Below are 26,342 nucleotides of genomic sequence, written 5' to 3'. Positions count from 1 at the left end.
ACGCGGCTTTTCGGTATAACCGGAAAATTTCCCGCGTTGTGAACGGACTCCCATGAACGCCCTGAAGCTGATCTGCCTGCTGGTTGTTTTCCCGTTGCTCCTGGCCACCCTTGGCGGTTGGGAGCTTCAGCGGGCTGACCGCGCCGCAACGGCGCTGGTTGAATTGCGCGTCAACCTTGCGAACTACAAACAACCACTGCAAGCGGTAGCAGCCAGACAACCCGCATCGGCAATCCCCCCACCCGAAGGCCTCATCACCGTTCAAGAGGCCATCGCGCGGGTGGAAAAAACCGAAGCAGAACTGCCCACCGCCCATCGTATCAACCGCGTCCTGCACGCACTGGCGCCGTGGGTGATTGGCCTCGGGTCGCTCGCGGCCCTCATCGGCCTGGCCGCACTCGCCGGCACCCACTGGGCCGGACGCCGCGCGCAGCAGTCGCGGCAGAAGTTGTTGCAGGTGTTCTCCCTCGGCAGCCGCCTGTTGCCCTATGTGCTGGTGAGCCATGTGGTGGCGATGGCCGCGACGGTCGCGTTGGTGCTGGTATTTGAGGGCTTGGCGTTGTGGCACGTGGGTCGACTTGGCAGCGGCGTTATGAAGCTGATGGGCCTGCTCGGGGTCGTCGCTGCGTTTTGCCTGTATTCGATCTGGCTGTTGCTCAAGCAACTGCGGCCCATGCTGGCGATGTTCGAGCCCGAGCCGCTGGAGATGTTCGGGCAGCGCGTCACGCCGGAACAGGCGCCGGGCCTGTGGCGCCACGTCGATGAGCTGGCGGCCAAGCTGGGCGCGTTGCCACCGGAGCATATCGTGGTGAGCCTGGCCCAAGGCTTCTACGTGACCTCCAGCGACGCCTTGGTGATGCCGGCCGAAACTCTGTTGCGCGGGCGCACCCTGCATATCCCGTTGCTCTACCTGGGGCTGCTGGACCGAGAGGAAATCGGCGCAGTGATCGGCCATGAACTGGCGCACTTTGCCGGCGACGACACCGTGTACAGCCTGCGTTTTTTGCCGATCTACGACGGGGTCCACCGCAGCCTCTGTGGGTTGCTCGAAACAATGGCAGCCAGCGACCCGATCCAAGGCCGCTTGATGCGCCCGTCGTTTATGCTCGGCATGTTTTTCATGCAGCGCTTTGATCATGCGGTGAACCATTGGAGCCGCGAGCGTGAGTTGCTCGCGGATGCCGCCGGCGCACGGCTGGTGGGCAATGCGGCTGCCGCTTCGGCGTTGTTGCGGATCTCGGTGTTGCAGGCGCCTCTCGACGACGCGCTGATGGCAGCGTGCGAAAACGCCGTTGAGCGCGACCTGCCCGCTGCCGTGCTCAACGCGCTGCAAGGCGCTGAGTTGCACCTGCCAGCCGAGGCGCTGGACATTCATCAGCCACACCCAACCGATTCCCATCCGTCCAATGGCGAGCGCTTGCAGGCCCTGCACGTACCGCTGGAAGACGCGATGCACAGCGCCACACGCACCGTGGACGCCGAAGCAGCGAACGGGCAACTCGACGCCTGCTTCAGCGCGCCACACATACTGCGCGAGCAATTGACGCAGGACTTGATCGCGGTGGCGGCGCACGAAGAATCTGCCCACACCCATCTGTTGGAAACCCTGGCGGCGTCGGCCGAAGGCGAGCGTGAATTGCACGAAGGCGGCGCGTGGCGAGGCGCGCTGATGGCCGTGTCGGGCCTGCCCTTTGCGCTGGCCGGGCTGTTTATCGTGAGCCGCGTCTGGCTGGTGCCTGAACGCTTGAAAAGCACCCCGCTGTCAGCGCTTGGCGCAGGCGCGTGCCTTGGCCTGATCGGCCTGGCCCTGCTGTGGCTGGGCATCCGCCGCTTCAAGCGCGCGCCACAGACCGCCTTGCGCCTCACGCCAGAGCATTTTGTGTTCAACAATCTGGCGCAGCCGCTGCCCATCGAGCATATCGACGAGATCACCTTGCAGTTCGTCCAGGGAATCTGGGTGACGCTACAGCTGACACCCGAGGCGCCGCTGCCCGAAACACGCAAGACCGCATTCGGCGTACCCGGCGTAAGGGTCAACAAGAAGAAGCGCCAGGTGCTGCTGCTGATGGCGCAGTTGTGCATAGACGGGAAAAAGATCGAGCCCTACGAAGGGCTGTCGATGATGCTCGACTACAAGAACGCCGCACTGGCCCGCAGCATTTTGCAACACCGCGAGGACTGATCCCGCGGCATAAAAAAACCCCGAACCAGTCGGGGTTTTTTATCGCCTGAAATCAGGCGCTACAGCCGATCACTTAGAAAACGTTGATCGGGTAGTCAGCGAACAGACGCAGTTCGTTACCGCCAATGTTGTAGTTGCTGGCGTTGTTCGAAACGCGCAACCACGAGGCACGAGCACGCAGGCTCAGGTCTTTGGCTGGGCCGCTCTGAACCACGTACTTGAACTGGTTGAAGATTTCACGCTCGGTGCCATTGCCGCGGTTGGTGCCGTCGTCAATGTTGGTGCCGCGCACGTAAGCCACGTTGTAGCTCAGGCCAGGCACGCCGTAGGCGCTGAAGTCCAGGCCGTAGCCAACCTGCCAGGAACGCTCGTCCTTGCCGTTGAAGTCAGACCAGTAGGAGTTTGCCAACAGGATGGTGTTGCCACCGTCGCCGATGCCGCTGTTCTTGTTGTCCTGGTGGTAGCCGCTGTACAGGTAGCCGGTGTCACCGGTGCTGCGCTGGTGAGCGACGGTGAAGCTGTGTGCGCCAACAGCCCAAGTAGCCGCCAGGCTCCAGATTTTGTTGTCGCGGGCGTCTTGATCGCCTTGGGTCAGCTGGGCGAAATCTTTGTCCAGCTTGGTTTTGTAGCCGTTGAAGTCGAACGTCAGCGACTGCTTCTCTGGCAGGGCCAGCACGTAGTTCACGTTGACGTATTGCTTCTTCAGCACGTCCTGCATATCGGAAGCGTACAGCGCGGCCGACAGGCTTTCGGTGAACTTGTAGCTACCGCCGACGTAGTCGATGCTCTTCAGGTGGCCGCTGTCGCTGCCTTCGGCGCTTTTACGGCCTTGTTTGGTGAAATGACCAGCGTCCAGTTGCAGGCCGGCGATTTCTTTGGAAACGATCGAGGTGCCCTCGTAGGTTTCCGCCAGCAGACGGCCGCTGTCGTAGGCCAGGACCGGTACGTTCGGCAGTTGCTGACCGTATTTCAGTACGGTGTTGGAGATACGCGCCTTCACGGCTGCGCCGCCCTTGGCCAGGTCGTTGGCTGCAGCGCCGCTGTCGCCTTGCTTGAAGAAGTCGATGCCGCCGCCGCCGCTGCGACCTTTACCACCGTCCAGACGGATAGCGTATTGGCCCAGTACGTCCACACCCACACCCACGGTGCCTTGGGTGAAACCGGACTCGAACTTGCCGATGAAGCCTTGGCCCCATTCAGCTTTGTCCTGGTTGTGGTTTTTGTAGTCACGGCTAATGTAAGCGTTACGTGCCGCGATGTTCAGGTGGCTGTCTTCAACGAAACCCTTGGATTGTTCCTGGTCGTTGGCCATTGCTGTCGATGCGCTCAAAATCCCCAGAGCGATCAGACTCATCCGTTGCTTCAACATTTCTTATATTCCTTATTACTGGTTGAGTACGCGCTATGACACCAGGCTCCGTATTGCTTTCTGGTATCGACTTTTCCCGGAAAAAAGAAGGCCCGCGGACGACTGAACTGCCGCAGGCCTTTTTTTATTGGATGAGTCATGGCTGTTAGCCACAGGCGTTGGGCGCAATCCTAGTCGCGCCCGGAACTATGTGTCAATTTCGCGAATCGTCTGTATTTAGGCGAAATAATTCTAAGCAACGGCCTACAGCGCTTCTGAAAACGACAAAAAACCCTCTCAACCGGGTCGTTAAACACATCCTGTAACATATTTCAAAGCCGATACATTTGGGAATCCATCACGAGCGTTAATGCAAAGCATTACCATTAACGCGCAATTTTCCTCCCAAACAATTCGGATACATATCCCCATGCCTGCCCCACGCCTGACGCCCATCACCCTTGGGCTCTCCGTTCTGCTGTCCGCTGGTTTTGCCTGTGCTGCCACCACCTTGCCCGCTACGTCGATCAGCGCCGAAGCTGACGAAGACGACCCGCGCATCAAGGAAACCAGTACGGCCACGCGCACAGCCACCCCGGTGCGTTATGTGCCCCAGGCCATCGACTCGGTGAAGACGGAAAGCTTGCGGTCCTACGGCACCAATGACCTGGGCCAGGCGTTAAGCGGCATTCCCAACGTCAGCAGCGGCGCCGACACGCGCTTCGACAGCCTGCGCATTCGCGGTTTCGACGCGAGCAACGACTTCTACCTCGACGGCATCCGCGACGACAGCCAATACATCCGCGACCTGCACAACATCGAGCGCATCGAAGTGCTCAAGGGCCCAGCCGCAGTACTCTACGGGCGAGGCGGTCAGGGAGGGATCGTCAACCGCGTGAGCAAACTGCCCACCGCCGGGCATAAATCCAGCATCGAAGCCCAGGGTGGCAGCAATGATCTGCGCAGCCTGTACGCCGACTTGAGCACCGACCCCAGCGACACCATCAGCCTGCGCCTGAACATGGGCAACCAGGACAACAACAGCTTCCGTCACGGCGTCAGCGGCAACCGCCAGCTGTTCGCACCGTCCATGAGCTGGCAGCTCACCCCCGACCTGAATTGGCTGGTGCAATACGAATACAGCCGCTACAACCGCACGCCCGACCGTGGCATCCCCGGCGTCAATGGCCGCCCGGCCGATGTGAGCCGCAGCACCACCTACGGCGACAGCCGCGACTACATCGACGACAAGTCCCAGTCGCTGCGCTCCAAGCTCGCCTATGAGCTCAACGACAACTGGCAACTGCGCCAGACACTCGGCCTGTTCAAGCTCGACAGCGACTTCGACAACACGTATCAAGTCGGTTACGTGCCGGCGACCAACCGCGTCACGCGCCAGCGCTGGCAGCAGGACCTGCGCACCTTCAACATCACCAACAACGTCGAACTGGAAGGCAGCTTCAGCACCTTCGGCCTGGAGCACCGCCTGCTCACTGGCGTCGAAATGGGCAGCCAACGCCGCGACCCGAAGCTCTACAACGGTGGCAACAGCGTGCCGAGCCTCGACCTCAACCAGCCCAACCGCCACCTCAGCCACACCGGGCGCATGAGCGTATCGAGCAACAACCACACCGAAGTCGAAAGCCGCGCCGTCTACGTGCAGGACCAACTGCGCCTGAACGATCAATGGCAAATCCTCGCCGGCCTGCGCTACGACCGCTTTGAAGTCGACACCAAGAACAAACTCAACAACCGCCAGCAAGCCGTCGACAGCCACAACGCCAGCCCACGCATCGGCCTGGTGTGGACGCCCCTGGAAAACCACTCGTTCTACGCCTCGTGGAGCAAGACGTTCTCCCCGGCGGGCGGCGGCCTGATCGGCATCACCCCGAGCGCCACCAGCGGCGCCAACGACCTGAGCCCCGAGCTGACCAAGCAAAAGGAAATCGGCGTCAAAAGCGACTGGCTCGACGACCGTCTGAGCACCACGCTAGCCGTGTACGAGCTGGAGCTCTACAACCGCCGCACCAGCGACCCGCTGGACCGCTCTATCACCCTGCTCAGCGGCCTGCAACGTTCACGCGGCGTCGAGTTGACCGCCACCGGCAAGATCGTCGGCAACTGGTACGTACGCGGGGGAATCGGCCTGCAAGACGCCACCGTGGTGAAGGACAACAACGGCTTTGAAGGCAAGCGCGTCAACGACGTGGCCAAGCGCAATGGCAGCCTGTTTATCACCTGGAAACCAGAGATGGGCTGGTACGCGGAAACCGGCTTGACCCTGGTGGGCGACCGTTACGCCGACAGCCTCAACACCGTGGTGCTGCCGGGCTACGGCCGTTGGGATGCGTTGGCCGGGTTCCGTCAGAAAGAATGGGATGTGCGCGCGGCGCTGAACAATATTGCCGACAAAAACTACTACGCGTCGGCGACCAGCGTGGCGCAGATCCAACCGGGCGAGCCGCGTAGCCTCGTCGTAACGGGCACCTACAGCTTCTAAGACCGAACACAGAACCAATGTGGGAGCTGGCTTGCCTGCGATAGCGGTCTATCAGTAACTGATAGGCAAGCTGGCCCACCGCTATCGCAGGCAAGCCAGCTCCCACATTTTCTAGATTGCAGTGTTCTTTAGTTTTTCAGCAGATCGCACAACGCGTGTACTTCATCCTCACTGAACAGCCCCACCGGATACCGCTCGCTCAACACGCTGCGCAAATCAGGCAGCCTGCTCTTCCGTGAGCCGTTTTCCTTCAACCAGAGCCCCAGTGCTTGGATCGCGTCGCCGTTGACCCGCATCGGGTGAAACGTGCGCGTGTACATCAGGTTGATTTGAGGACTCATTTCAGCGCTCTCTCCTACTGCTTGAGCGGCTAACTTACTCAAGGTTTATGACAGAACCGCTTAGTCATAAACCTCGATCACTGTCACAACAGCGATACAAGAGCTATGCCAACCCCCTGTTTTTGTAGGCATTTACCCACAAAAAAGCCCGCGACCTTGCCAGGCCGCGGGCTTGCCATGACTACCGGAACTGCTCAGTGCCCGGTCACCGTCATGCTGCTGTTACAACTGCACTCACTTTTTCTGCGCAGCTGGCTGTTGTTGGGTCAGGCAATGGATATTGCCGCCACCCAGTAACAGTTCGCGGCCAGGCACCATCACCACTTCGTGCTGCGGGAACAGGTCCTGGAGGATCTTCTTCGCCGGGCCGTCCATCGGGTCATCAAAGCTTGGCGCGATGATGCCGCCGTTGACGATCAGGAAGTTCACGTAGGAACCCGCCAGGCGCACAGTCGGATTACGCTCCTGCGAACCGTCTACCGGGTCGACACCGGCGCATTCTTCCTCGGTGGCATACAGCGGCCCCGGGATCGGCATTTTATGCACAGTGAACGCGCGGCCCTGGGCGTCGGTGCTGCTTTGCAGCACGTCCATGGCGGCGTGGCAGCGGGCGTAGTTCGGGTCTTGCGCGTCATCGGTCCAGGCCAGCAACACTTCGCCGGGGCGCACGTAGCAGCAGAAGTTATCCACATGGCCGTCGGTTTCGTCGTTGAACAGGCCGTCCGGCAGCCAGATGATCTTATCCACAGCCAGGTTGGCGCTGAGCACCGCCTCGATCGCCGCGCGGTCGAGGTGCGGGTTGCGATTGCGGTTGAGCAGGCATTCTTCGGTGGTGATCAGCGTGCCTTCGCCGTCAACGTGGATCGAGCCGCCTTCCAGCACGAAGCCTTCGGTGCGGTAGCGTGGCGCGCGTTCGATTTCGAGGATCTTGCCGCCCACCTGCGAGTCGCGGTTCCACGGGGCGTACAGGCCGCCGTCAAAGCCGCCCCAGGCGTTGAAATCCCAGTTCACGCCGCGCACTTCGCCGCTGTGGTTGATGACGAAGGTCGGCCCGGTGTCGCGCACCCAGGCGTCGTCGCTGGACATTTCCACCACGCGGATATTCGGTACATCCAGGCGCGCGCGCGCATTTTCGTACTGGCCAGCAGATACCGCCACGGTCACCGGTTCAAAACGCGCAATGGCCTTGGCCACCGCCACATGCGCTGCCTGCGCCGGCTTGCCGCCCAGGCGCCAGTTGTCCGGGCGCTCGGGCCAGATCATCCAGGTTTGGGTTTGTGGCGCCCATTCGGCAGGCATATGAAAGCCATCGGCGCGGGGTGTGCTGTGCAGGGTGGTCATGGCGTTCAAGACTCCGAATGGGGGCAAAGGCCGACTTTATAACGGATAAAAATCGGCTTTAAAAGCGATCAAAGATCATCGGCGATAAATATGACAATAAATAGCCGATAAGAATCGATTAATTACAATTGCTCACCGAGCACCTTCGACAGCATGTCGACGAAGAAATCCACACTGCGTTTAGAGGTAACCATCGGCGGCTTGATCTTGAGGATGTTCAGATAATCCCCCGTCGGCTGCATGAAAATCCCCAGCTCGCGCAGGCGATCACACAGCAACGCGGTTTCTTCAGTGGCCGGCTCCAGCGTTTGCCGGTCGCGGACCAACTCCAGGCCCAGATAGAAGCCGGAACCATGGACCGCGCCCACCAATGGATGCCGGTCGATCAGTTCTGCCAACCGCGCCTTGAAATGCCCACCAACCACCTGGGCGTTTTCCCACAGCTTTTCTTCGGCCATCACGTCCAGCACCGCCATGCCGATCCGGCAACTGACCGGGCTGCCCCCCGACGACGAGAAGAAGTACCCCTCGGCCTCCAGCGCCTCGGCGATGTCGCGCCGGGTAATCACCGCGCCCAGCGGCTGGCCGTTGCCCATGCCCTTGGCCATGGTGATGATGTCCGGCACCACGCCCTGTTCTTCAAAGCCCCAGAAGAAGTGGCCCATGCGCCCGTAGCCAACTTGCACCTCGTCGGCGATACACACACCGCCCTGGGCGCGTACCAGCCCATACACCTGCTGCAAATAGCCCGGCGGCAACGAGATACCCCCGGCATTGCCGTACACCGGTTCGCAGATGAAACCCGCCAGCTGGCGTTTGCTCGCGGCGATTTTCGCCAAGTTGTGTTCCACACTTCGTACGTAGTCCGGCGCACTGTCTGGCCCCCGGAACTCGCCGCGATAGGTATTCGGTGCAGTCACCGGATGCACCCAGTCCGGGCGGCTGCTCAACGCCTGCGGGTTGTCGGCAATCGAGGTGGACACCGCATCCGCCGCCACCGACCAGCCGTGATACGCCTCCAGCACGCTGAGCATGTCGCGCCCGCCGCTGTAGGCCCAGGCCAGGCGGATCGCCAGGTCATTGGCCTCGGTGCCGCTGTTGACCAGGAACACCCGGTCCATGCCTTGCGGCGCCAGCGCGAGCAGGCGCTCGGAAAATTCCGCAATCGCCGCGTAGTGGAAACGCGAGTTGGTATTGAGCAGCGACCACTGCCGCGCCGCCACCGCCGCCATGCGCGGGTGGCCATGGCCGAGCACCGCGACGTTGTTGAGCATGTCCAGGTAGGCGCGGCCCTGCATGTCGATCAAATGGTTGCGCCAGCCGCGCTCGATGCGCGGCGGGTCGACGTAATAGTGCTTTTGCGAACGCGCGAAGCTGGCATCGCGGCGGGCCAGCAGCGCCTCGGGGTCCAGCTCCGGTTCGGCGTCGCAGGCCAGCCCCAGCAAGGTCGCGGGCGATGGGCACAAGGCTTGCCACGCCAACGCCCGCGACGGCGTGCAGAACAGCGGCGGCGCAAGCTCGGCGCGGCACAGTTGCACGGTCAACGGCGCGTGCACTTCACCCAGCACTTGGCCCTCGACCAGCAGCGCGCCCGCGTTCAAGACGGTGTTCACGCCCCACAAGCGCAGGCTCACCGCCACGCCCTGCACACTTAGCAGGCCGTCCGCGCCGTGCTGCAACGTCCCGGCGAAAGGCACTTCCAACAGCGTGCCGTGGGGCAAATGCAGCTCGACATGCAGCGGGAACGTCGCTGGTTCAACGGCACTGTCCGGGCAGGTCTGCGACAGACGATACTGGCCATAACGGCTGGCCGCCAGTCCATGCACCGCCGCCGCTTCATCCAGCAAGCGGCGATCAATCCCCGGTTGCTCCCAGTTGCCCGCCTCGAAATGCGGGCTGAGTACGCCGAGGTCGATCAAGGCAAATTCACGCCCCACCAGCCCCGGCAGCAACGGTGCGAAATCCTCGCTGGCCACCGCCGGCAGGTCTTCGCCGACACTGCGCAGAATCGCCGCCTCCATCAACTCGAACGGCACCGACGTGGCCACGTGGAAGATTTCCCACTCGTGCTCGGCGTTTTTCAGCAGGTAAGCGTTTTCCGGGTCCAGGCGCTGCTGTTGCTCGCTGCTCAACACCAGCACCGCCGCCCGCGCGACGATCAGCGGCCACAGCGCCTGTAGCTCGGCACGCTGCAACGGCGTCACCGCATGGCACGCCTGGATCGCCGGCAAGATCGCAAAGGGATCGCCCTCAGCGTGATGCAGCAACGCGGCGCACGTCACCGAGAGGTCGGCAATGCGCCAGGTGTGCACCAGGTCGCCAAAATCAATCACGCCCTCGACCTGCCACTGCCGCGCGGCATCACGCTGCCAGACCACATTGTCATCGGTGATATCCATGTGCACGGCTTGCCACGGCAACTGCTCCGCCAGCGGCCGGATGCGCGCTTCAACCTGTGCGGCGACCTGTTCCAGCGCGGTGCGGTACGGCAGCTCCGGCAAGGTCGCCAGCAAGTGCGCGATCAGTTCACATGCGTGGCGCGGGTCCCACTGCAACGTGCGCTCCAGGCCCGCATGGGTGAAATCCGCCAGGGCCAGGCTCATGCGCCCGCACAGTTCACCAAAGCCTGCGATCACGCCGCGTCCCAGGTGCGGCAGATGGGTCAGCGGCTGGCCGTCGATGTAGTCGAGCAGGCGCAGGTGCAGGGTTTGCCCGTCGAGGGTGACGGTCAGCAGCTCTTCACCGTTCAGCGCCTTGATCACCTCTGGCACGCGCACGCCTTGCAGGCTATTGAGCGCAGCGTGCTGGGCCTGCAACTCCACGGCGGCGTAATCGCCCCGGCAGATTTTCAGAACAAATCGGCCGCGAGGGCTGTCCACCCTGTAATTGAGGTCTTGCTGGCTGCCCAATGATTGCAAGGTGCCAGCCAGGCCATAATGCTGCCCCAACAATTGCGCTGCCTGCTCGGGGCCCACTTGCGGGCAGGGTAGACTGGCGCGGTGAATCAACGTGGCGAGCAGCATCGGGGGCGACCTCGGTATTTTTATCAGGCGCTTAGTTCGCCATTGTTCAGGGGGCTTGTGCAACCCCCCGACACATCCTGCCCCACCCCGCGCAGTAACACAGGCTATGCTCCATTCGCTAAATGTCCGTCAAAAGGAAAAGGGCCCCGACATGCGCATTCTCATTACCGGTGGCGCCGGTTTTATCGGTTCTGCTCTGGTACGTCACCTGATCCAGCACACCGAGCATGAAGTGCTCAACCTCGACAAACTCACCTACGCCGGCAACCTGGAATCGCTGACCAGCATCGCGTCCAACAGCCGCTACGAGTTCGTCCAGGCCGACATCATCGACCAGTCCACTGTCAGCGCCGTGCTCGCGCGCTTCGAGCCGCAGGCCATCATGCACCTGGCCGCCGAGTCCCACGTGGACCGCTCCATCGACGGCCCGTCGGATTTTATCCAGACCAATATCGTCGGCACCTACAGCCTGCTGGAAGCCGCCCGGGGTTATTGGCAGACCCTCGATCCAGCGGCGAAAAACGCATTCCGCTTCCACCACATCTCCACCGACGAGGTGTACGGCGACCTGCACGGCGTGGACGATCTGTTCACCGAAGCCACGCCCTACGCCCCCAGCTCGCCCTACTCCGCGAGCAAGGCCGCATCCGACCACCTGGTGCGCGCCTGGCAGCGCACGTATGGCCTGCCGGTGCTGCTGACCAACTGTTCAAACAACTACGGGCCGTTCCACTTCCCCGAAAAACTCATCCCGCTGGTGATCCTCAACGCCCTCGCGGGCAAGCCGTTGCCGGTCTATGGTGATGGTTTGCAGGTGCGCGACTGGCTGTTTGTCGAAGACCACGCGCGGGCGCTGCTCAAGGTGGTGACGCAAGGCGTGGTGGGCGAGACCTACAACATCGGCGGCCACAACGAGCAAAAGAACATCGATGTGGTGCGCAGTATCTGCGCGCTGCTGGAAGAACTGGCGCCGCCGCATCCGGTCGGCGTGGCGCACTACGCCGACCTGATCACCTTCGTCAAAGACCGCCCCGGCCACGATCAGCGCTACGCCATCGATGCCGGCAAGATCCAGCGCGAACTGGGCTGGGTGCCGCAGGAAACCTTTGAAACCGGTCTACGCAAAACCGTGCAGTGGTACCTGGATAACCTGGAATGGTGCCGCAGGGTCCAGGACGGCAGTTATCAGGGTCAACGATTGGGCAACACCGACATGAAGGATCTGATCGCATGATGAAAGGAATCGTACTGGCCGGTGGCTCCGGCACGCGTCTGCACCCCATCACCCTGGGCGTGTCCAAACAGCTGTTGCCGGTGTATGACAAGCCGATGATCTACTACCCGATCTCGGTGCTGATGCTGGCCGGCATCAAGGAAATCCTGGTGATCTCCACCCCTGCCGACCTGCCGCAATACCGCAACCTGCTGGGTGACGGCAGCCAGTTCGGCGTCACGTTCAGTTATGCCGAACAACCGTCGCCGGACGGCCTGGCGCAAGCGTTCCTGATTGGCGAAGCATTCATTGGCAGCGACCCGGTGTGCCTGATCCTCGGCGATAACATCTTCCATGGGCAAAGCTTCAGCGCGCAGTTGCACGCCGCGGTACAGCGCGGCAAAGGCGCCACGGTGTTCGGCTACTGGGTCAAAGACCCGGAGCGCTTCGGTGTGATCGACTTCGACAGCGAAGGCCGCGCCCTGTCCATCGAGGAAAAACCGGCGGTGCCCAAGTCCAGCTATGCGGTCACCGGCCTGTATTTCTACGACAACGACGTGATCGAGATCGCCAAGGCGGTCAAGCCCTCGGCCCGGGGCGAGCTGGAAATCACCGACGTCAACAACGCCTACCTGCGCCGCGGCGACTTGCAGGTGGAACGCTTTGGCCGTGGCTTCGCCTGGCTCGACACCGGCACCCACGACAGCCTGCTGGACGCCTCGCAGTACGTGCAGACCATCGAGCGCCGCCAGGGCCTGAAGGTCGCGTGCCTCGAAGAAATAGCCTACGCCAGCGGCTGGATCGACCGCGAACACTTGCTCGAACGCGCCAAGTATTTCGGCAAGACCAGCTACGGCCAGTACCTCTACTCGCTGGCGGGAGACAACCTGTGAACGTGGTTGAAACCGCACTGCCCGGCGTGCTGATCCTTGAGCCCAAGGTGTTCGGTGACGAGCGCGGGTTTTTCTACGAAAGCTTCAATGCCCGGGGCTTTGCCGAGGCCACCGGGTTGCAGCGCGACTTTGTGCAGGACAACCACTCACGCTCGCAAAAAGGCGTGCTGCGCGGCCTGCACTATCAGCTCGAACACACCCAGGGAAAACTGGTGCGCGTCACGGCCGGCGAGGTGCTGGACGTGGCCGTGGACATCCGCCGCAGCTCGCCAAACTTCGGCCAGTGGGTCGGTGTGCGGCTGTCGGCGCAGAACCACCGCCAACTGTGGGTGCCGGAAGGCTTCGCCCATGGGTTTGTGGTGCTCAGCGATTACGCCGAGTTCCTGTACAAGACCACCGACTATTACCAGCCGAGTGCCGAGCGCAGCATCCTGTGGAATGACCCGACGCTGGCCATCGACTGGGGGCTGAGCGAGGCGCCGCAACTGTCGGCCAAGGACCAGGCGGGCAAATTGCTGATGGAAGCCGACCTGTTCCCATGAAGATCCTGATCACCGGCCAACACGGCCAAGTCTCCCAGGCACTGCAACAGCGACTCCAGGGTTTGGGCGAACTCATCGTGCTCGGCCGCGACCAATTGGATCTGGCCAACCCCGAGCACATCCGCCAGCAAGTCCGCGCTCACCGCCCCGGCCTGATCATCAACGCCGCCGCCCACACCGCCGTGGACCTGGCCGAAAGCGAGCCGGACGCCGCGTTCGCGATCAACGCCATAGCGCCCGGCATACTCGCCGAGGAAGCCAAGGCCCTGGGCGTGCCGTTCATCCACTACTCCACCGACTATGTGTTCGATGGCCGCAAATCGGCGCCCTACTCCGAAAGCGACACGCCGAACCCGCTCAGCGTCTACGGCCAAAGCAAGCTGGCCGGCGAGCGGGCGATTGCGGCGGTGGGCGGCGAGTACCTGATCCTGCGCACCAGCTGGGTGTATTCCAACCACGGCAAGAATTTCCTGCTGACCATGCAACGCCTGCTGCAAGAGAAGCCGCAGATGCGCATCGTCGCCGACCAGATCGGCGCGCCGACCTGGGCGGGCAGCATCGCCAATAGCACCCGCGCCCTGATCGAACGCTGGCAGGCCGGCGCAGCCGGTGAATGGGGCGTCTATCACCTGACCGCCGGGGGCGAAACCTCATGGTTCGGCTTCGCCCAGGCCATCGCCCAACAACTGCGCGCCGAAGGCAAGGCCTGCGCCGAACTGGAGGCGATCCCCTCCAGCGCCTACCCCACACCCGCCCAGCGCCCGCTGAACTCGCGCCTCGATTGCAGTCGCCTGCAACAGCAGTGGCACGTCAGCCAGCCCCACTGGCAGGACGCATTGCGCGAGTGTCTTGCCGCGCAGCACTAGGCATAATGCGCCTGTACCCACAGGCGCCCGACTCCCATGACTCCAACCCTCCCGCGAAGACCCCGCTGGCGCAGCCTCGCCCTGTTGGCGTTGTGCCTGGCGCCGCTGCTATGGCCGCTGGAGCATCTGGCCGAGCGTTATTACCGCAACGAGCTGGCCGGGCAGAACCGCCAGACCCTCGACCTGTACGTCGCCAACCTGCTCGGCACCCTGCACCGCTTTGAGGTGCTGCCGCAGATCCTCGGCGACTTGCCGGCCCTGCGCACGGCGCTGGACGCGCCGCAGGTCAGCACCAACCTGACCAACGCCAACCAGTTGCTCAAGGACGTCGCCGCCCAGGCCGGGGTGGAGGTGATGTACCTGATGGACACCCACGGCAAGACCCTGGCCGCGTCGAACTGGGATAAACAGGACAGTTTCGTTGGGCGCAATTTTTCCTTCCGGCCGTATTTCAGCGAAGCCATGGACGGGCGCCTGGGGCGGTTTTTCGGCCTGGGCACCACCTCGGCCAAGCGCGGCTACTTCTTCGCCGCCGCTGTGCGCGATGGCGACACCATCATCGGCGTGCTGGTGGTCAAGGTCGACCTGGACCACACCGAAAGCCTGTGGGGCAATACCCCGGAACAACTGCTGGTAACCGACCACAACGGCGTGGTGATCCTCACCTCACGCCCGCAATGGCGCTTCCGTGCGACCCGCCCGCTGACCGCCGAAGAGCGCCAGGCGATCATCGCCATCCAGCCCTACCCGACGCGCGACCCGCAACCGCTGACCCTCAGCTCCACGGCGTGGCTGCGCCAGTCCACGGCGATTGCCGAGACCGGCTGGAACGTGGAAATCCTCGCGCCACAATCCTTGATCAACCGCCCGGTGCGCACCGTGGTCGCCGTCGGCGGTGCGACGTTGCTGGTGCTGATGCTATTGCTCGGCTTGATGATGCAGCGCCGCCGTCACTACCTGGAGCGCATCGCCTTCGAAGCCAAGGCGCGCCGCGAGCTGGAAGCGCGGGTGGTCGAGCGGACCAGCGACCTCGAAGGCCTGAACCGGCGCCTGAAACAGGAAGTGCTGGAGCGCGAACAGGCGCAGCAGGAACTGGTGCGCGCCCAGGATGACCTGGTGCAGGCGGGCAAGCTGTCGGCGCTGGGCACCATGTCGGCGAGTATCAGCCACGAGCTCAACCAGCCGTTGGCGGCGATTCGCAGCTATGCGGAAAACGCCGAGATCCTCCTCGACCACCAGCGCACCGACGATGCGCGCGGCAACCTCAAGCTGATCAGCGAGCTGACCGGGCGCATGGCCTCGATCATCGCCCACCTGCGCGCCTTTGCCCGCCGCGATCGGCATGCGCCGGAAAGCGTCGGCCTGCAACCGGCGCTGGACGATGCGCTGGCCTTGCTGGCCAAGCGGCGGCGCTCGATGGAAGTCGAGCTGATCCGCGACATGCCCGAGGCGACGCTGTGGGTACAGGCCGGCGAAACCCGTCTGCGCCAGGTGCTGGGCAACCTGCTGGCCAACGCCCTCGACGCCCTCACCGAAAAAGGCCCGCCGCGCAAACTCTGGCTGAGTGCCGAAACCACCGAACAGGGCGTCAACCTGTACATTCGCGACAACGGCCCGGGCTTTTGCATGGAAGCCCTGGGCCGCGCCAGCGAGCCGTTCTACACCACCAAGACGCGTACCCAGGGCCTTGGCCTCGGCCTGGCGATCTGCGACACCTTGATGCGTGCCTTTGGCGGCGAACTGTTGTTCGCCAACCACAAGGAAGGCGGCGCGCTGTTAACCCTGAAATTGCGTGCCGGCTCGCCGGGCGTCAGTCTGCAACCGTCCGAGGACCGCAGCGTATGAGTATCGACAACGGGATTCAGGTGGTGTTGATCGACGACGATCCACACCTGCGTCAGGCCCTGTGCCAGACCCTGGACCTGGCGGGGCTGAAAGTCCTGCCACTGGGCGAAGCCAGCGGCCTCACCGCGCGCCTGTCGCGGGATTGGCCGGGGGTGGTGGTCAGTGACATCCGCATGCCCGGCATGGACGGCCTGGAGCTGCTCGCCGAATTGCACGGCCAGGACCCGGACCTGCCCGTGCTGCTGATCACCGGCCATGGCGACGTGCCGCTGGCGGTGCAGGCCATGCGCGCTGGTGCTTATGATTTCCTGGAAAAACCCTTCGCCAGCGACGCCCTGCTCGACAGCGTGCGCCGCGCCCTGGCCCTGCGTCGCCTGGTGCTGGACAACCGCAGCCTGCGCCTGGCCCTCAGCGACCGCCAGCAACTGAGCACGCGTCTGGTGGGTCACTCGCCGCAAATGCTGCGCTTGCGCGAGCAGATCGGCGCCCTGGCGGCGACCAAGGCCGATGTGCTGATCCTCGGCGAGACCGGCGCCGGCAAAGAAGTGGTCGCACGGGCGTTGCACGATCTGTCCAGCCGGCGCAGCGGGCCGTTCGTGGCGATCAACGCCGGCGCCCTCGCCGAATCAGTGGTGGAAAGCGAACTGTTCGGCCACGAGCCCGGCGCGTTTACCGGCGCGCAGAAACGCCGGATCGGCAAGTTCGAATTCGCCAACGGCGGCACGCTGTTCCTCGATGAAATCGAAAGCATGAGCCTGGATGTGCAGGTCAAGCTGCTGCGCCTGCTGCAAGAGCGTGTGGTGGAACGCCTGGGTGGCAATCAGTTGATCCCGCTGGACATCCGCATCATCGCCGCCACCAAGGAAGACTTGCGCCAGTCGGCGGACCAGGGCCGCTTCCGCGCCGACTTGTATTACCGCCTCAACGTCGCCTCGCTGCGCATCCCGCCCCTGCGCGAGCGCGGCGAAGATGCGCTGATGCTGTTCCAGCACTTCGCCGATGAAGCCAGCAGCCGCCACGGCCTGACCCTGCACGAACTGCAACCGGGCCAGCGCGCGCTGCTGCTGCGCCACAGTTGGCCGGGCAATGTGCGTGAGTTGCAAAACGCCGCCGAACGCTTCGCCCTCGGGCTGGAGTTGGCGCTGGACGCCACGCCGGACAATCCCAACGCCCACGTGCTGACCTCCACGTCGGGCGGCTTGAGCGAGCAGGTCGAGCAGTTCGAAAAAAGCCTGATCGCCGCCGAACTGACCCGCCCCCACGGCTCCATGCGCAGCCTCGCCGAAGCCTTGGGCGTGCCGCGCAAAACCTTGCACGACAAGCTGCGCAAGCACGGCCTGAACTTTGCCAACCAAAGTGGTGACGACGAATGACCCACGCCAGCGACTACCTGGAATCGGTGCTGCACCACGACATCCCCCTGACCCGGGAGATGGGTCTCAAAGTGCGCGACTGGCAACACGGGCGGCTGGAACTGCACCTGCCGTTGCAGGCCAATATCAACCACAAGAGCACCATGTTTGGCGGCAGCCTGTATTGCGGCGCGGTACTGGCGGGTTGGGGCTGGCTGCATTTGCAGTTGCGTGAGGAAGGGATTGAAGACGGGCATATCGTGATTCAGGAGGGGCAGATCAGTTATCCGCTGCCCGTCACGCGGGATGCCAACGTTGTATGCGAGGCGCCGGAAGAGAAAGTGTGGAAGCGGTTTGTGGCGACCTATAAGCGTTATGGCCGCGCAAGGTTGACGTTGGCAACGTGGATCGTGAATGAGGGCAGTGAGGACCGCGCCGTTGCCTTCACAGGCCAGTACGTCCTGCACCGATAACCGCCACAACACGAAACCAATGTGGGAGCGGGCTTGCTCGCGAAAGCGGTGGATCAGTCAAAGATGTATTTACTGACCCACTGCATTCGCGAGCAAGCCCGCTCCCACATTTTTGATCTGCTGTGGTTTTAAGACCTCGCCAGACTCAGCAGGCGTTCGCGCCATGCAGCTTTTGCCGGCAACGCCAAAAAGAACGGATTCAACAACGATTCCCGCGCCGGATAACTGAACGGCACACCGCTCAACTCCAGCACTTCGCCGCCCGCCCCTTCCAGCACACCCTGAGCCGCGGCAGTGTCCCACTGCGACGTCGGCGCCAGGCGTGGATAGCAATCGGCGCTGCCCTCCGCCAACAGGCAGAACTTCAACGAGCTGCCGATATTAGCCAGTTTCAGCTCGCCCAACCCTTCGCTCAAACCTGCCAGCAAACGCTCCTGCTCCGGGCTGCTGTGGCGCCGGCTGGCAACCACGGTGAACGCTTCACCCGCCGCCGGGGCCGTGCGCACCTGGATCTGCTTGGGCGCTTCGTTCACGTCCGAACGCCATGCGCCCAGGCCCGCACCGCCGAAGTAGCAACGCCCGCTGGTGGGCATCGACACTACGCCAAACACCACGCGGCCCTGCTCGATCAAGGCGATATTGACGGTAAATTCTTCGCTGCCGGCGATAAATTCCTTGGTGCCGTCCAGCGGATCAACCAGCCACCAGCGCTGCCAACCGACGCGGATGTTCTGGTCGATATCGGCATCTTCTTCGGACAGCACCGGGATGCTCGGGTCCAACGCGGTCAGGCCGGCGAGGATCAGGTGGTGCGCCGCCAGGTCGGCCGCCGTCACCGGCGAGTCATCGGCCTTGGCTGTCACGGCCACATCGGCACGCCAATACGGCAGGATCACTTCGCCAGCTTGACGCGCCAGCTCGATCACCGGGGCAATAAACGGGTGGCCTAAAAACAATTCGCTCATGCGTCAAACGCTCCACGCTGGGTCAACAGGTCTCGTACCAGATACAACGCGGCCAGCGCACGGCCTTCGCTGAATTGCTCGTTTTGCGCAAGCTGCGACAGCTCGCGCAGGTTGACCTTGTCCACGCGCATCGGCTCAGGCTCATCGCCTTCCAGACGTTCTTCGTAGAGATCGGTGGCCAGCACCACCTGGATTTTCTGGCTCATGTACCCCGGCGACAACGACAGCTCGGTGATCAGCTCCAGTTGGCGTGCACCGTAGCCCGCTTCTTCCTTGAGCTCCCGCTCGGCCGCCGCCAACACATCTTCGCCGGGCTCGATCAGGCCCTTGGGCAGGGACAGTTCATATTCGTCGGTACCGCCGCAATACTCTTCCACCAGCACCGCATGCTCGTCATCCAGCATCGCCACGATCATCACCGCGCCGTAGCCGGCACCGCGGCCCACCAGGCGTTCGTAGGTCCGCTCAACGCCATTGGAGAAGCGCAATTGCACGGCCTCCACGCGGAACAAACGGCTACTGGCGACGATTTCGCGGGCGAGGACGGTGGGTTTCTGGCGCATAAGCGGCTCCTTGGCGTGATCGGGTTACTATACCGTGGCTTTTCCGATTGTTTGTGTCGGATATTTTTACTTACATGAGACCGCCCCATGCCCTCTTTGCCCTGGCACGCCATCGACACCGTCCTGCTGGACATGGACGGCACCTTGCTCGACCTGCATTACGACAACCATTTCTGGATGGAACACCTGCCGCAACGCTACGCCGAGTTGCATGGGGTAAGCCGGGCCATGGCCGAGATGGAATTGCAGCCGCTGTTCGAGCGTAACGCCGGACAGTTGCAATGGTATTGCCTGGATTTCTGGAGTGCCGAGCTGAAGCTGCCGGTGCGCGAACTCAAGCTGGAAACCGCCCACCTCATCGCCCTGCGCCCGGATGCCGACACCTTCCTGGCGGCGATCAAACAGGCTGGCAAGCGCGTGATCATGATCACCAACGCCCATCGCGACTCGCTGTCTTTGAAGTTGGAACGCATTGAACTGGCGCCGTATTTCGAGCGGTTGATCAGCTCCCACGACTACGGCTTCGCCAAGGAAAACCCACAATTCTGGGATGCCCTGCAAGCCGATATCGGCTTCGACCCGGCGCGCAGCCTGTTTATCGACGATACCTTGCCGATTTTGCGCAGTGCGCGGGCGTTTGGGGTGGGGCATTTGTTGGCGGTGAAAGAGCCGGATAGCAAGAAGGGGCCAAAAGACACTGGGGAGTTTGCCGCAGTCGAAGACTACCGCGACCTCATTGGCGGACTCTGACCCAATGTGGGAGCGGGCTTGCCCGCGATTACGGAGTGTCAGTCAATGTTGTTGTGACTGATTCACCGCTATCGCGGGCAAGCCCGCTCCCACATTTTGCTCCGTGTATTACTCAGGAATACGCAGCGTCTGCCCTGGGTAAATTTTATCCGGGTGTGACAACATCGGTTTGTTCGCTTCAAAGATCTTGTTGTACAGGTTGGCGTTGCCATACACCGCCAGGGAAATCGCGCTCAGTGTGTCGCCCTTCTTCACTACGACAAAACGCGCGGCCGCAACCACTGGGCCAGACACCGTAATCTGATCTTCAACACTGGCCACCCCGGCAATGTTGCCTGCCGCCAGAATGATCTTTTCCTTCTCTTCCTGGCTGGCGACTTCACCGGTGATCGTCACCTTGTCACCGTCAACGGTGGCATGCACGTTCGGGTTGCCCAGCCCCACATCTTCAATATGCTTTTTCAGATTCTCACCGGCGTTGGCATTGCCCGGTGTCAACAGGTCGATCAACTTCGCGCCCGCTTCCTTAACAAAGCTAAAAAGACTCATGGTTCGCTCTCCTTTGGGTTTAAGTTCCAGATGCCAAAGACTAGACCAGTCCTACAGAACCTGGTTCCAGCCCGACCAATGACCAGACGACTCCTACACGCGCTAGAATCCCCCCGCCATTGGAATAAGCCCTGGAGCGAAGATGGACATCAAACAGCTGAAATTCCTCATCGCCCTCGACGAAACCCGTCACTTCGGCCAAGCCGCGGCACGTTGCCACATTACCCAGCCGACCCTGTCGATGCGCCTGCGCAGCCTCGAAGAAGAACTGGACCTGCCGTTGGTCAATCGCGGCCAGCGCTTCGAAGGCTTTACTGCCCCCGGTGAACGCGTGCTGGCCTGGGCACGCACGGTGCTGGCGGCCTATGACGGCTTGCAGGCCGAAGCCGCCGCCTGTCGCGGCAACCTCGTCGGTACGCTGCGCCTGGGTGTGGTGCCGCTGTCGAGCTTTGATCCACTGGCCTTGATGCAACAACTGCATAAAGAGCACCCCAGCCTGCGGTTCGAGCTGTCGGCACTCAGCTCCGAGCAAATCCTTGAACAACTGGCGAGCAATCGCCTGGACCTGGGCGTGTCCTACCTGGAGCGCCTGGACAATGAACGCTTCGACTCCCTGGCCTTGGGCGAAACCCGTATGGGCCTGCTCTACGACCAGCGCTTCTTCAGCTTTGGCGACAAACCGCTGAGCTGGGAAGCGTTGACCGAACTGCCCCTGGGCATGCTCACCAGCGGCATGCACTTTCGCCAATCCATCGACCACAACTTCCACAGCCGTGGGCTCAACCCGCAACCGCTGCTGCAAACCGACGCCGTCCATCAGTTGTTACAAGCTGTGCACGGCGGCCTGTGTTGCGCGGTGATGCCGCTGGACGGCGGCCTGGACGCGCTGACCGAGCATCTGCGCCTGCAACCGATCGAAGATGCCCACACCCTGGCGCGCCTCGGGCTGATCATGCGCCGCAGCGCGCCGCGCTCGGCGTTGGCCGAGGCGTGTTTCGCGCTGTTTCAGAAATCGCAAAACCCGTCTTGATCGACGTCATCTATCGGTAGATCAGTACTGGCAATTAGACGCGACGCTTTGTCGCGCCTAGTCTAAACACTGATCAATCCGCCGGTGGTATTGCCCCATGAACGCCAAGCGTCCAGTCTGCGCGGCGCCCGCCCTTGATACACCCGCGCCGGCCGCCAGCCAGAGCTACCAGTTTTGCAATCTCGAACACACCGAAGTCGCCAGCACCGCGCTGGCGGAAGAAGTGGCGTTGGCGATTGCGTATAACGATATTAGCCAGGCGGTCATGCTGGTGACGCCCACCGACCTCGAAGATTTTGTCGTTGGCTTCAGCCTCGGTAGCGGCATTATCGCCGACGTTAGCGACATATATGACCTGAAACTCAGTGGTTCAGGCTCAGCCCAATACGCTCAGGTGCAGATTTCCAGCCGTGCGTTCTGGAACCTCAAGCAACAGCGCCGCCAGTTGGCCGGCACCAGCGGCTGCGGCTTGTGCGGCGTGGAAGCGGTGGAACAAGCCCTGCCCGACTTGCCAGTGCTGCCCGGCGCACCCTTGCCGCCTGCCGAATGGCTCGACGGCCTGCGCCAGCGCATCAGTGCTTTCCAGCCTTTGGGCCAGTACAGCGGCGCCGTGCATGCCGCCGTGTTTATGAACCATCAGGGCGAATTGCTGCTGGGCCGCGAAGACATCGGCCGGCATAACGCCCTGGATAAGTTGATCGGTGCCCTAATCCGCCAAAAGATTCCGACCGACGGCGGCCTGGCGATTGTCACCAGCCGTTGCAGCCTCGAGCTGATCCAGAAAGTCCTGCGCGCGGGCATCCAGACCCTGGTCAGCCTGTCGTCGCCCACCGGCCTGGCCCTGCAATGGGCGCGCCGGCATAACCTCAATCTCATCCACCTGCCGCAGAAAAGTGCGCCGCGGGTCTACAGCCCTGCGATGGAGAACCAGCCGTGAGCAATCATAACCAAGCCGACCAAACCCCAACCCCGCGCTACAAACCCTACAAAGGTGCGGCCGGCGGCTGGGGCGCGCTGATCAGCGTGGCGCAGGCCTGGCTGACCAGCGACAACGCCCTGAAAAACCTGCGCATGATGCTTAAGACCAACCAGAACGGCGGCTTCGACTGCCCGGGCTGCGCCTGGGGTGACTCGCCTGAAAGCGGCATGGTCAAGTTCTGCGAAAACGGCGCCAAGGCGGTCAACTGGGAAGCCACCAAGCGCCGTGTGGATGCAGCGTTTTTCGCCAAGCACAGCGTCACCTCGCTGATTGCACAAAGCGACTATTGGCTGGAATACCAGGGCCGTCTCACCGAGCCGATGCGCTACGACGCCGAGACCGACCGCTACCAACCCATCAGTTGGGAAGCCGCGTTCGACCTGGTGGGCAAGCACCTCAACGCCCTGCCCAGCCCGGATATGGCCGAGTTCTACACCTCGGGCCGCGCCAGCAACGAAGCGGCGTATCTGTATCAGCTGTTTGTGCGTGCGTTTGGCACCAACAACTTCCCGGATTGCTCGAACATGTGCCACGAAGCCAGCGGCGTCGCCCTGGCGCAAAGCGTGGGCGTGGGCAAAGGCACCGTGACCTTTGACGATTTTGAACATGCCGACGCCATCTTCGTCTGGGGCCAGAACCCCGGCACCAACCACCCGCGCATGCTCGAGCCGCTGCGCGAAGCGGTAACACGCGGCGCCCAGGTGGTGTGCATCAACCCGCTGAAAGAGCGCGGCCTGGAACGCTTCCAGCACCCGCAGCACCCGCTGGAAATGCTCACCAACGGCGACAAACCGACCAACACCGCGTACTTCCGCCCGGCGCTGGGTGGCGACATGGCCATCCTGCGCGGCATGGCCAAGTTCCTGCTGCTGTGGGAACGCCAGGCCCAGGCCGAAGGCAAGGAAGCCGTGTTCGACCACGACTTCCTCAACGAACACACGGTCAACGTGCTGGATTACCTGGCCAAGATCGACGACACCTCCTGGGATGAAATCGTCGAGCAGTCCGGCCTGACCCTGGTTGAGATCGAGCAAGCGGCGCGCATGTACGCCAAAGGCAAGAACGTGATCATGTGCTGGGCCATGGGCATCACCCAGCACCGTCACTCGGTGCCGACCATCCAGGAAATCGCCAACCTGATGCTGCTGCGCGGCAACATCGGCCGCCCGGGCGCCGGCCTGTGCCCGGTGCGTGGCCACAGCAACGTGCAGGGCGACCGCACCATGGGCATCAACGAACGGCCACCGGTGGCGTTCCTCGATTCCCTGGAGCGCCGCTTCCAATTCCAGGTGCCGCGGGAAAACGGCCACAACGTGGTCGAAGCGATCCACGCCATGCTCGAAGGTCGCTCCAAGGTGTTTATCGGCCTGGGCGGCAACTTCGCCCAAGCCACGCCAGACAGCCCGCGCACCTTTCAAGCCCTGCGCAACTGCGACCTGACCGTACAGATCAGCACCAAGCTCAACCGCAGCCACCTGATGCACGGCAAAGACGCGTTGATCCTGCCGTGCCTGGGCCGTACCGACATCGACATCCAGGCCGATGGCCCGCAAGCGGTGACGGTGGAAGACTCGTTCAGCATGGTCCACGGTTCCAACGGCCAGTTGCAGCCACTGTCGAAGCTGATGAAATCCGAACCCGCCATCCTCGCCGGTATCGCCGCCGCCACCTTGGGTAGCAAGCCGGTGGATTGGAACTGGCTGGTGGCCGACTACGGGCGCATTCGCGACCTGATCGCCGACACCATCCCGGGTTTCAAGGACTTCAACGAGAAGATCAAAAACCCGGGCGGTTTCTACCTGGGCAACTCCGCCGGCGCCCGGCGCTGGAACACGCCTTCGGGCCGCGCCAATTTCCGCGCGAACATCCTGCCCAAGGACCTGATCCACGAGCGCACCCACGCCACGGGCCGCGTGCCGGACCTGATCATGCAATCGATGCGCTCCCACGATCAGTACAACACCACGATTTACGGCCTGGACGACCGCTACCGTGGGGTCAAGGGCCAGCGTGACGTGTTGTTCGTCAACGAAGCCGACATCATCCGCCTGGGCTTCAAGCCGGGGCAGAAGGCGGACATCGTGTCGCTGTGGGAAGATGGCCGTGAGCGCCGGGTGAAGGGCTTCACCCTGCTGGCGTTTGATATTCCGGCAGGGCAGGCAGCCGCTTACTACCCGGAAGTGAACCCGCTGGTGCCGCTGGAAAGCACGGGGGATGGCAGCCATACGCCAACGTCGAAATTCGTCGCGATCCGTTTGGAAGCCGCGAGTGACAACGGCTTGATCATGGCGCGCACGGCGTAGATCTGCGGGCACAAAAAAGGCCGCTTTTGCATAAAAGCGGCCGTTCCGAAGAGCTAAAGACCCACCAAATCGACTTAAGTTCCCTAGCCAAAACAATAACTTAGCTAATTGTGCACAACTCGTGTTACTGGTCGGATTTCTATTGTCACAATGCCGATACAGCCTCAGGATCGCGCCGTCATCCCCTTGAGGTTTCCCTGAATGAAGTTCTCCTCGATTCTCTTGTTGTCCCTTGGCCTGGTCAGTGGCGCAGCCATGGCCGGTGGCACCACCGAAGCCGGTGTAGGCGGCGCATTGGGCGGGGTTCTAGGTTCGGTTGTTGGCCAGCAGCTCGGCGGCAACACCGGCTCCACCATCGGCGCGGCCCTGGGCGGCGCAGGTGGTAGTGCGGTCGGTGCCGACAAACGCAGCCGTGGCGAAGCCGCCATTGGCGGCGCATTGGGCGCGGCCGGCGGCAACGTGGTCGGCCGCAGTGTCGGCGGCAGCACTGGCAGCCTGATCGGCGCAGCCGCCGGCGGTGGCGCAGGTGGTGCGCTGGGTAACTACATGGGCAACAAGAGCGACGACGATGATCGCCGTTCGCGCGACAACCGTCGTTATGATCGTGATGACCATCGTGGCCGTGGGCATGCTTACGGGCATCGCAAGAACAAGCATCACTACCGTCACCGGTAAGCCCGCGATCTAAAAGGCACCGCAGGCTAAAAAATGTGGGAGCTGGCTTGCCTGCGATGGCGCCGTGTCAGGCAACAGATGCAAACCTGACATACCGCTATCGCAGGCAAGCCAGCTCCCACAGTTGGCTTTCATCGTTTGCAGAATTGGGGCTCAGACCACCAACCCCTGCAACGCCTCTCGCAACACCCCCGCAATCGCCACCGGCTGATTCGACCCACGCTCCACAAACACATGCACAAAGCGCCCCGCCGCGCAGGCGTCGTCTTCGCCCGCCTTGAACACCGCCAACTCGTATTGCACCGAACTATTGCCCAACTTGCCCACCCGCAGGCCGATCTCGATACGCTCGGGAAAGGCGATCGACGCAAAGTAGTCACACGCCGAGCTCACCACAAAGCCCACCACCTTGCCGTCATGAATATCCAAACCACCCTGTTCGATCAGGTAGGTGTTCACCGCCGTGTCGAAGAAGCTGTAGTAGGTGACGTTGTTCACATGCCCGTACACATCATTGTCGTGCCAGCGCGTGATGATCGGCTGGAAGTAAAGGTAGTCGGCACGTTGTGGCACTGAGTCGGGCATCGGGCGCATCTCGTGTAGGTGAGT

22 protein-coding genes are annotated in these 26,342 nt (G+C 62.5%); 14 read left to right on the top strand and 8 right to left on the bottom strand.

Annotated features, from left to right (window positions below):
* Positions 1–52 precede the first annotated feature (52 nt).
* The gene (locus J1G37_RS08240) at positions 53–2,182 is read left to right on the top strand and encodes a M48 family metallopeptidase (protein WP_207041044.1); all 2,130 of its coding nucleotides are present in this window, start codon (positions 53–55) and stop codon (positions 2,180–2,182) included.
* Between the two features lie 73 nt (positions 2,183–2,255).
* On the opposite strand, the gene J1G37_RS08235 is transcribed toward J1G37_RS08240, so the two are convergent.
* The gene (locus tag J1G37_RS08235; protein ID WP_026136539.1) at positions 2,256–3,551 is read right to left on the bottom strand and encodes an OprD family porin; all 1,296 of its coding nucleotides are present in this window, start codon (positions 3,549–3,551) and stop codon (positions 2,256–2,258) included.
* 409 nt (positions 3,552–3,960) lie between these two features.
* Between J1G37_RS08235 and J1G37_RS08230 the strand changes: the two genes are divergently transcribed.
* Positions 3,961–6,030 (top strand): TonB-dependent siderophore receptor, encoded by a 2,070-nt coding sequence (locus tag J1G37_RS08230; protein ID WP_207041041.1) that lies wholly within the window; start codon positions 3,961–3,963, stop codon positions 6,028–6,030.
* A gap of 128 nt (positions 6,031–6,158) precedes the next feature.
* Here the strand turns inward: J1G37_RS08230 and J1G37_RS08225 are convergent, their stop codons facing one another.
* From J1G37_RS08225 to J1G37_RS08215, 3 genes are all read right to left on the bottom strand, one after another.
* Positions 6,159–6,371 carry a hypothetical protein gene (locus tag J1G37_RS08225; protein ID WP_207041040.1) on the bottom strand — a complete coding sequence of 71 codons (213 nt, stop codon included), beginning with the start codon at positions 6,369–6,371 and terminating at the stop codon, positions 6,159–6,161.
* A gap of 234 nt (positions 6,372–6,605) precedes the next feature.
* Positions 6,606–7,712: an agmatine deiminase gene (aguA, locus tag J1G37_RS08220; protein ID WP_207041038.1), complete on the bottom strand. Its 1,107-nt coding sequence runs from the start codon at positions 7,710–7,712 to the stop codon at positions 6,606–6,608.
* A gap of 122 nt (positions 7,713–7,834) precedes the next feature.
* Complete coding sequence (locus J1G37_RS08215; protein ID WP_207041036.1) at positions 7,835–10,735, bottom strand: aminotransferase; 2,901 nt, start codon at positions 10,733–10,735, stop codon at positions 7,835–7,837.
* Positions 10,736–10,886: 151 nt separating this feature from the next.
* On the opposite strand from J1G37_RS08215, the gene rfbB reads away from it, so the two are divergent.
* From rfbB to J1G37_RS08180, 7 genes are read left to right on the top strand one after another with little or no spacing between them, the layout of a single operon-like run.
* On the top strand, positions 10,887–11,969 hold the full coding sequence (gene rfbB, locus J1G37_RS08210; RefSeq protein WP_207041034.1) for a dTDP-glucose 4,6-dehydratase: 1,083 nt from the start codon (positions 10,887–10,889) through the stop codon (positions 11,967–11,969).
* Positions 11,966–12,841, top strand: a complete 876-nt coding sequence (gene rfbA / locus J1G37_RS08205; protein ID WP_207041032.1) for a glucose-1-phosphate thymidylyltransferase RfbA — start codon at positions 11,966–11,968, stop codon at positions 12,839–12,841. Before rfbB ends, rfbA begins: the two co-directional genes overlap by 4 nt.
* A complete protein-coding gene (gene rfbC / locus J1G37_RS08200; RefSeq protein WP_207041030.1) occupies positions 12,838–13,383 on the top strand; it encodes a dTDP-4-dehydrorhamnose 3,5-epimerase in 546 nt (181 codons plus the stop codon). Before rfbA ends, rfbC begins: the two co-directional genes overlap by 4 nt.
* On the top strand, positions 13,380–14,249 hold the full coding sequence (gene rfbD / locus J1G37_RS08195) for a dTDP-4-dehydrorhamnose reductase (protein ID WP_207041028.1): 870 nt from the start codon (positions 13,380–13,382) through the stop codon (positions 14,247–14,249). Before rfbC ends, rfbD begins: the two co-directional genes overlap by 4 nt.
* A gap of 36 nt (positions 14,250–14,285) precedes the next feature.
* A complete protein-coding gene (locus J1G37_RS08190) occupies positions 14,286–16,094 on the top strand; it encodes an ATP-binding protein (protein ID WP_207041026.1) in 1,809 nt (602 codons plus the stop codon).
* Positions 16,091–17,467 carry a sigma-54 dependent transcriptional regulator gene (locus J1G37_RS08185; protein ID WP_207041025.1) on the top strand — a complete coding sequence of 459 codons (1,377 nt, stop codon included), beginning with the start codon at positions 16,091–16,093 and terminating at the stop codon, positions 17,465–17,467. Before J1G37_RS08190 ends, J1G37_RS08185 begins: the two co-directional genes overlap by 4 nt.
* The gene (locus J1G37_RS08180; RefSeq protein WP_207041023.1) at positions 17,464–17,919 is read left to right on the top strand and encodes a YiiD C-terminal domain-containing protein; all 456 of its coding nucleotides are present in this window, start codon (positions 17,464–17,466) and stop codon (positions 17,917–17,919) included. Before J1G37_RS08185 ends, J1G37_RS08180 begins: the two co-directional genes overlap by 4 nt.
* A 128-nt stretch (positions 17,920–18,047) precedes the next feature.
* On the opposite strand, the gene cysQ is transcribed toward J1G37_RS08180, so the two are convergent.
* Positions 18,048–18,884 carry a 3'(2'),5'-bisphosphate nucleotidase CysQ gene (gene cysQ / locus J1G37_RS08175; protein WP_207041021.1) on the bottom strand — a complete coding sequence of 279 codons (837 nt, stop codon included), beginning with the start codon at positions 18,882–18,884 and terminating at the stop codon, positions 18,048–18,050.
* Positions 18,881–19,447, bottom strand: coding sequence for an ADP compounds hydrolase NudE (gene nudE / locus J1G37_RS08170; RefSeq protein ID WP_124526194.1), 567 nt, complete (start codon positions 19,445–19,447; stop codon positions 18,881–18,883). The genes cysQ and nudE overlap by 4 nt, the downstream gene beginning before the upstream one ends.
* An 87-nt stretch (positions 19,448–19,534) precedes the next feature.
* Between nudE and yrfG the strand changes: the two genes are divergently transcribed.
* Positions 19,535–20,197, top strand: coding sequence for a GMP/IMP nucleotidase (yrfG, locus tag J1G37_RS08165; protein ID WP_017737570.1), 663 nt, complete (start codon positions 19,535–19,537; stop codon positions 20,195–20,197).
* A 108-nt stretch (positions 20,198–20,305) separates the two neighbouring features.
* Here the strand turns inward: yrfG and lysM are convergent, their stop codons facing one another.
* The gene (lysM, locus tag J1G37_RS08160; protein ID WP_207041019.1) at positions 20,306–20,746 is read right to left on the bottom strand and encodes a peptidoglycan-binding protein LysM; all 441 of its coding nucleotides are present in this window, start codon (positions 20,744–20,746) and stop codon (positions 20,306–20,308) included.
* A gap of 142 nt (positions 20,747–20,888) precedes the next feature.
* On the opposite strand from lysM, the gene J1G37_RS08155 reads away from it, so the two are divergent.
* The 4 genes from J1G37_RS08155 to J1G37_RS08140 all read left to right on the top strand — a co-directional run bounded on the left by J1G37_RS08155 (position 20,889) and on the right by J1G37_RS08140 (position 25,733).
* Complete coding sequence (locus tag J1G37_RS08155; RefSeq protein ID WP_017737568.1) at positions 20,889–21,776, top strand: LysR family transcriptional regulator; 888 nt, start codon at positions 20,889–20,891, stop codon at positions 21,774–21,776.
* A 97-nt stretch (positions 21,777–21,873) separates the two neighbouring features.
* The gene (gene fdhD / locus J1G37_RS08150) at positions 21,874–22,713 is read left to right on the top strand and encodes a formate dehydrogenase accessory sulfurtransferase FdhD (protein WP_207041017.1); all 840 of its coding nucleotides are present in this window, start codon (positions 21,874–21,876) and stop codon (positions 22,711–22,713) included.
* Complete coding sequence (locus J1G37_RS08145; RefSeq protein ID WP_207041015.1) at positions 22,710–25,058, top strand: FdhF/YdeP family oxidoreductase; 2,349 nt, start codon at positions 22,710–22,712, stop codon at positions 25,056–25,058. The genes fdhD and J1G37_RS08145 overlap by 4 nt, the downstream gene beginning before the upstream one ends.
* 201 nt (positions 25,059–25,259) lie before the next feature.
* Positions 25,260–25,733: a glycine zipper domain-containing protein gene (locus J1G37_RS08140; RefSeq protein ID WP_017737565.1), complete on the top strand. Its 474-nt coding sequence runs from the start codon at positions 25,260–25,262 to the stop codon at positions 25,731–25,733.
* 153 nt (positions 25,734–25,886) lie between these two features.
* On the opposite strand, the gene J1G37_RS08135 is transcribed toward J1G37_RS08140, so the two are convergent.
* Positions 25,887–26,318 carry a thioesterase family protein gene (locus J1G37_RS08135; protein ID WP_207041013.1) on the bottom strand — a complete coding sequence of 144 codons (432 nt, stop codon included), beginning with the start codon at positions 26,316–26,318 and terminating at the stop codon, positions 25,887–25,889.
* Positions 26,319–26,342: the final 24 nt, after the last annotated feature.

This window comes from Pseudomonas sp. Marseille-Q1929, assembly GCF_017316265.1.
Taxonomy (GTDB): Bacteria; Pseudomonadota; Gammaproteobacteria; order Pseudomonadales; family Pseudomonadaceae; genus Aquipseudomonas.
The sequence above is the reverse complement of the archived record's forward strand: the minus strand, read 5'-3'. Positions and strand labels throughout refer to the sequence as shown.

Excerpts from the sequence above, each read along its gene's own strand:
- J1G37_RS08240 (WP_207041044.1), top strand. The coding sequence starts at position 53 with ATGAACGCCCTGAAGCTGATCTGCCTGCTGGTTGTTTTCCCGTTGCTC.
- J1G37_RS08235 (WP_026136539.1), bottom strand. The coding sequence starts at position 3,551 with ATGTTGAAGCAACGGATGAGTCTGATCGCTCTGGGGATTTTGAGCGCA.
- J1G37_RS08230 (WP_207041041.1), top strand. The coding sequence starts at position 3,961 with ATGCCTGCCCCACGCCTGACGCCCATCACCCTTGGGCTCTCCGTTCTG.
- J1G37_RS08225 (WP_207041040.1), bottom strand. The coding sequence starts at position 6,371 with ATGAGTCCTCAAATCAACCTGATGTACACGCGCACGTTTCACCCGATG.
- aguA (WP_207041038.1), bottom strand. The coding sequence starts at position 7,712 with ATGACCACCCTGCACAGCACACCCCGCGCCGATGGCTTTCATATGCCT.
- J1G37_RS08215 (WP_207041036.1), bottom strand. The coding sequence starts at position 10,735 with ATGCTGCTCGCCACGTTGATTCACCGCGCCAGTCTACCCTGCCCGCAA.
- rfbB (WP_207041034.1), top strand. The coding sequence starts at position 10,887 with ATGCGCATTCTCATTACCGGTGGCGCCGGTTTTATCGGTTCTGCTCTG.
- rfbA (WP_207041032.1), top strand. The coding sequence starts at position 11,966 with ATGATGAAAGGAATCGTACTGGCCGGTGGCTCCGGCACGCGTCTGCAC.
- rfbD (WP_207041028.1), top strand. The coding sequence starts at position 13,380 with ATGAAGATCCTGATCACCGGCCAACACGGCCAAGTCTCCCAGGCACTG.
- J1G37_RS08190 (WP_207041026.1), top strand. The coding sequence starts at position 14,286 with ATGACTCCAACCCTCCCGCGAAGACCCCGCTGGCGCAGCCTCGCCCTG.
- J1G37_RS08185 (WP_207041025.1), top strand. The coding sequence starts at position 16,091 with ATGAGTATCGACAACGGGATTCAGGTGGTGTTGATCGACGACGATCCA.
- J1G37_RS08180 (WP_207041023.1), top strand. The coding sequence starts at position 17,464 with ATGACCCACGCCAGCGACTACCTGGAATCGGTGCTGCACCACGACATC.
- cysQ (WP_207041021.1), bottom strand. The coding sequence starts at position 18,884 with ATGAGCGAATTGTTTTTAGGCCACCCGTTTATTGCCCCGGTGATCGAG.
- nudE (WP_124526194.1), bottom strand. The coding sequence starts at position 19,447 with ATGCGCCAGAAACCCACCGTCCTCGCCCGCGAAATCGTCGCCAGTAGC.
- yrfG (WP_017737570.1), top strand. The coding sequence starts at position 19,535 with ATGCCCTCTTTGCCCTGGCACGCCATCGACACCGTCCTGCTGGACATG.
- lysM (WP_207041019.1), bottom strand. The coding sequence starts at position 20,746 with ATGAGTCTTTTTAGCTTTGTTAAGGAAGCGGGCGCGAAGTTGATCGAC.
- J1G37_RS08155 (WP_017737568.1), top strand. The coding sequence starts at position 20,889 with ATGGACATCAAACAGCTGAAATTCCTCATCGCCCTCGACGAAACCCGT.
- fdhD (WP_207041017.1), top strand. The coding sequence starts at position 21,874 with ATGAACGCCAAGCGTCCAGTCTGCGCGGCGCCCGCCCTTGATACACCC.
- J1G37_RS08140 (WP_017737565.1), top strand. The coding sequence starts at position 25,260 with ATGAAGTTCTCCTCGATTCTCTTGTTGTCCCTTGGCCTGGTCAGTGGC.
- J1G37_RS08135 (WP_207041013.1), bottom strand. The coding sequence starts at position 26,318 with ATGCCCGACTCAGTGCCACAACGTGCCGACTACCTTTACTTCCAGCCG.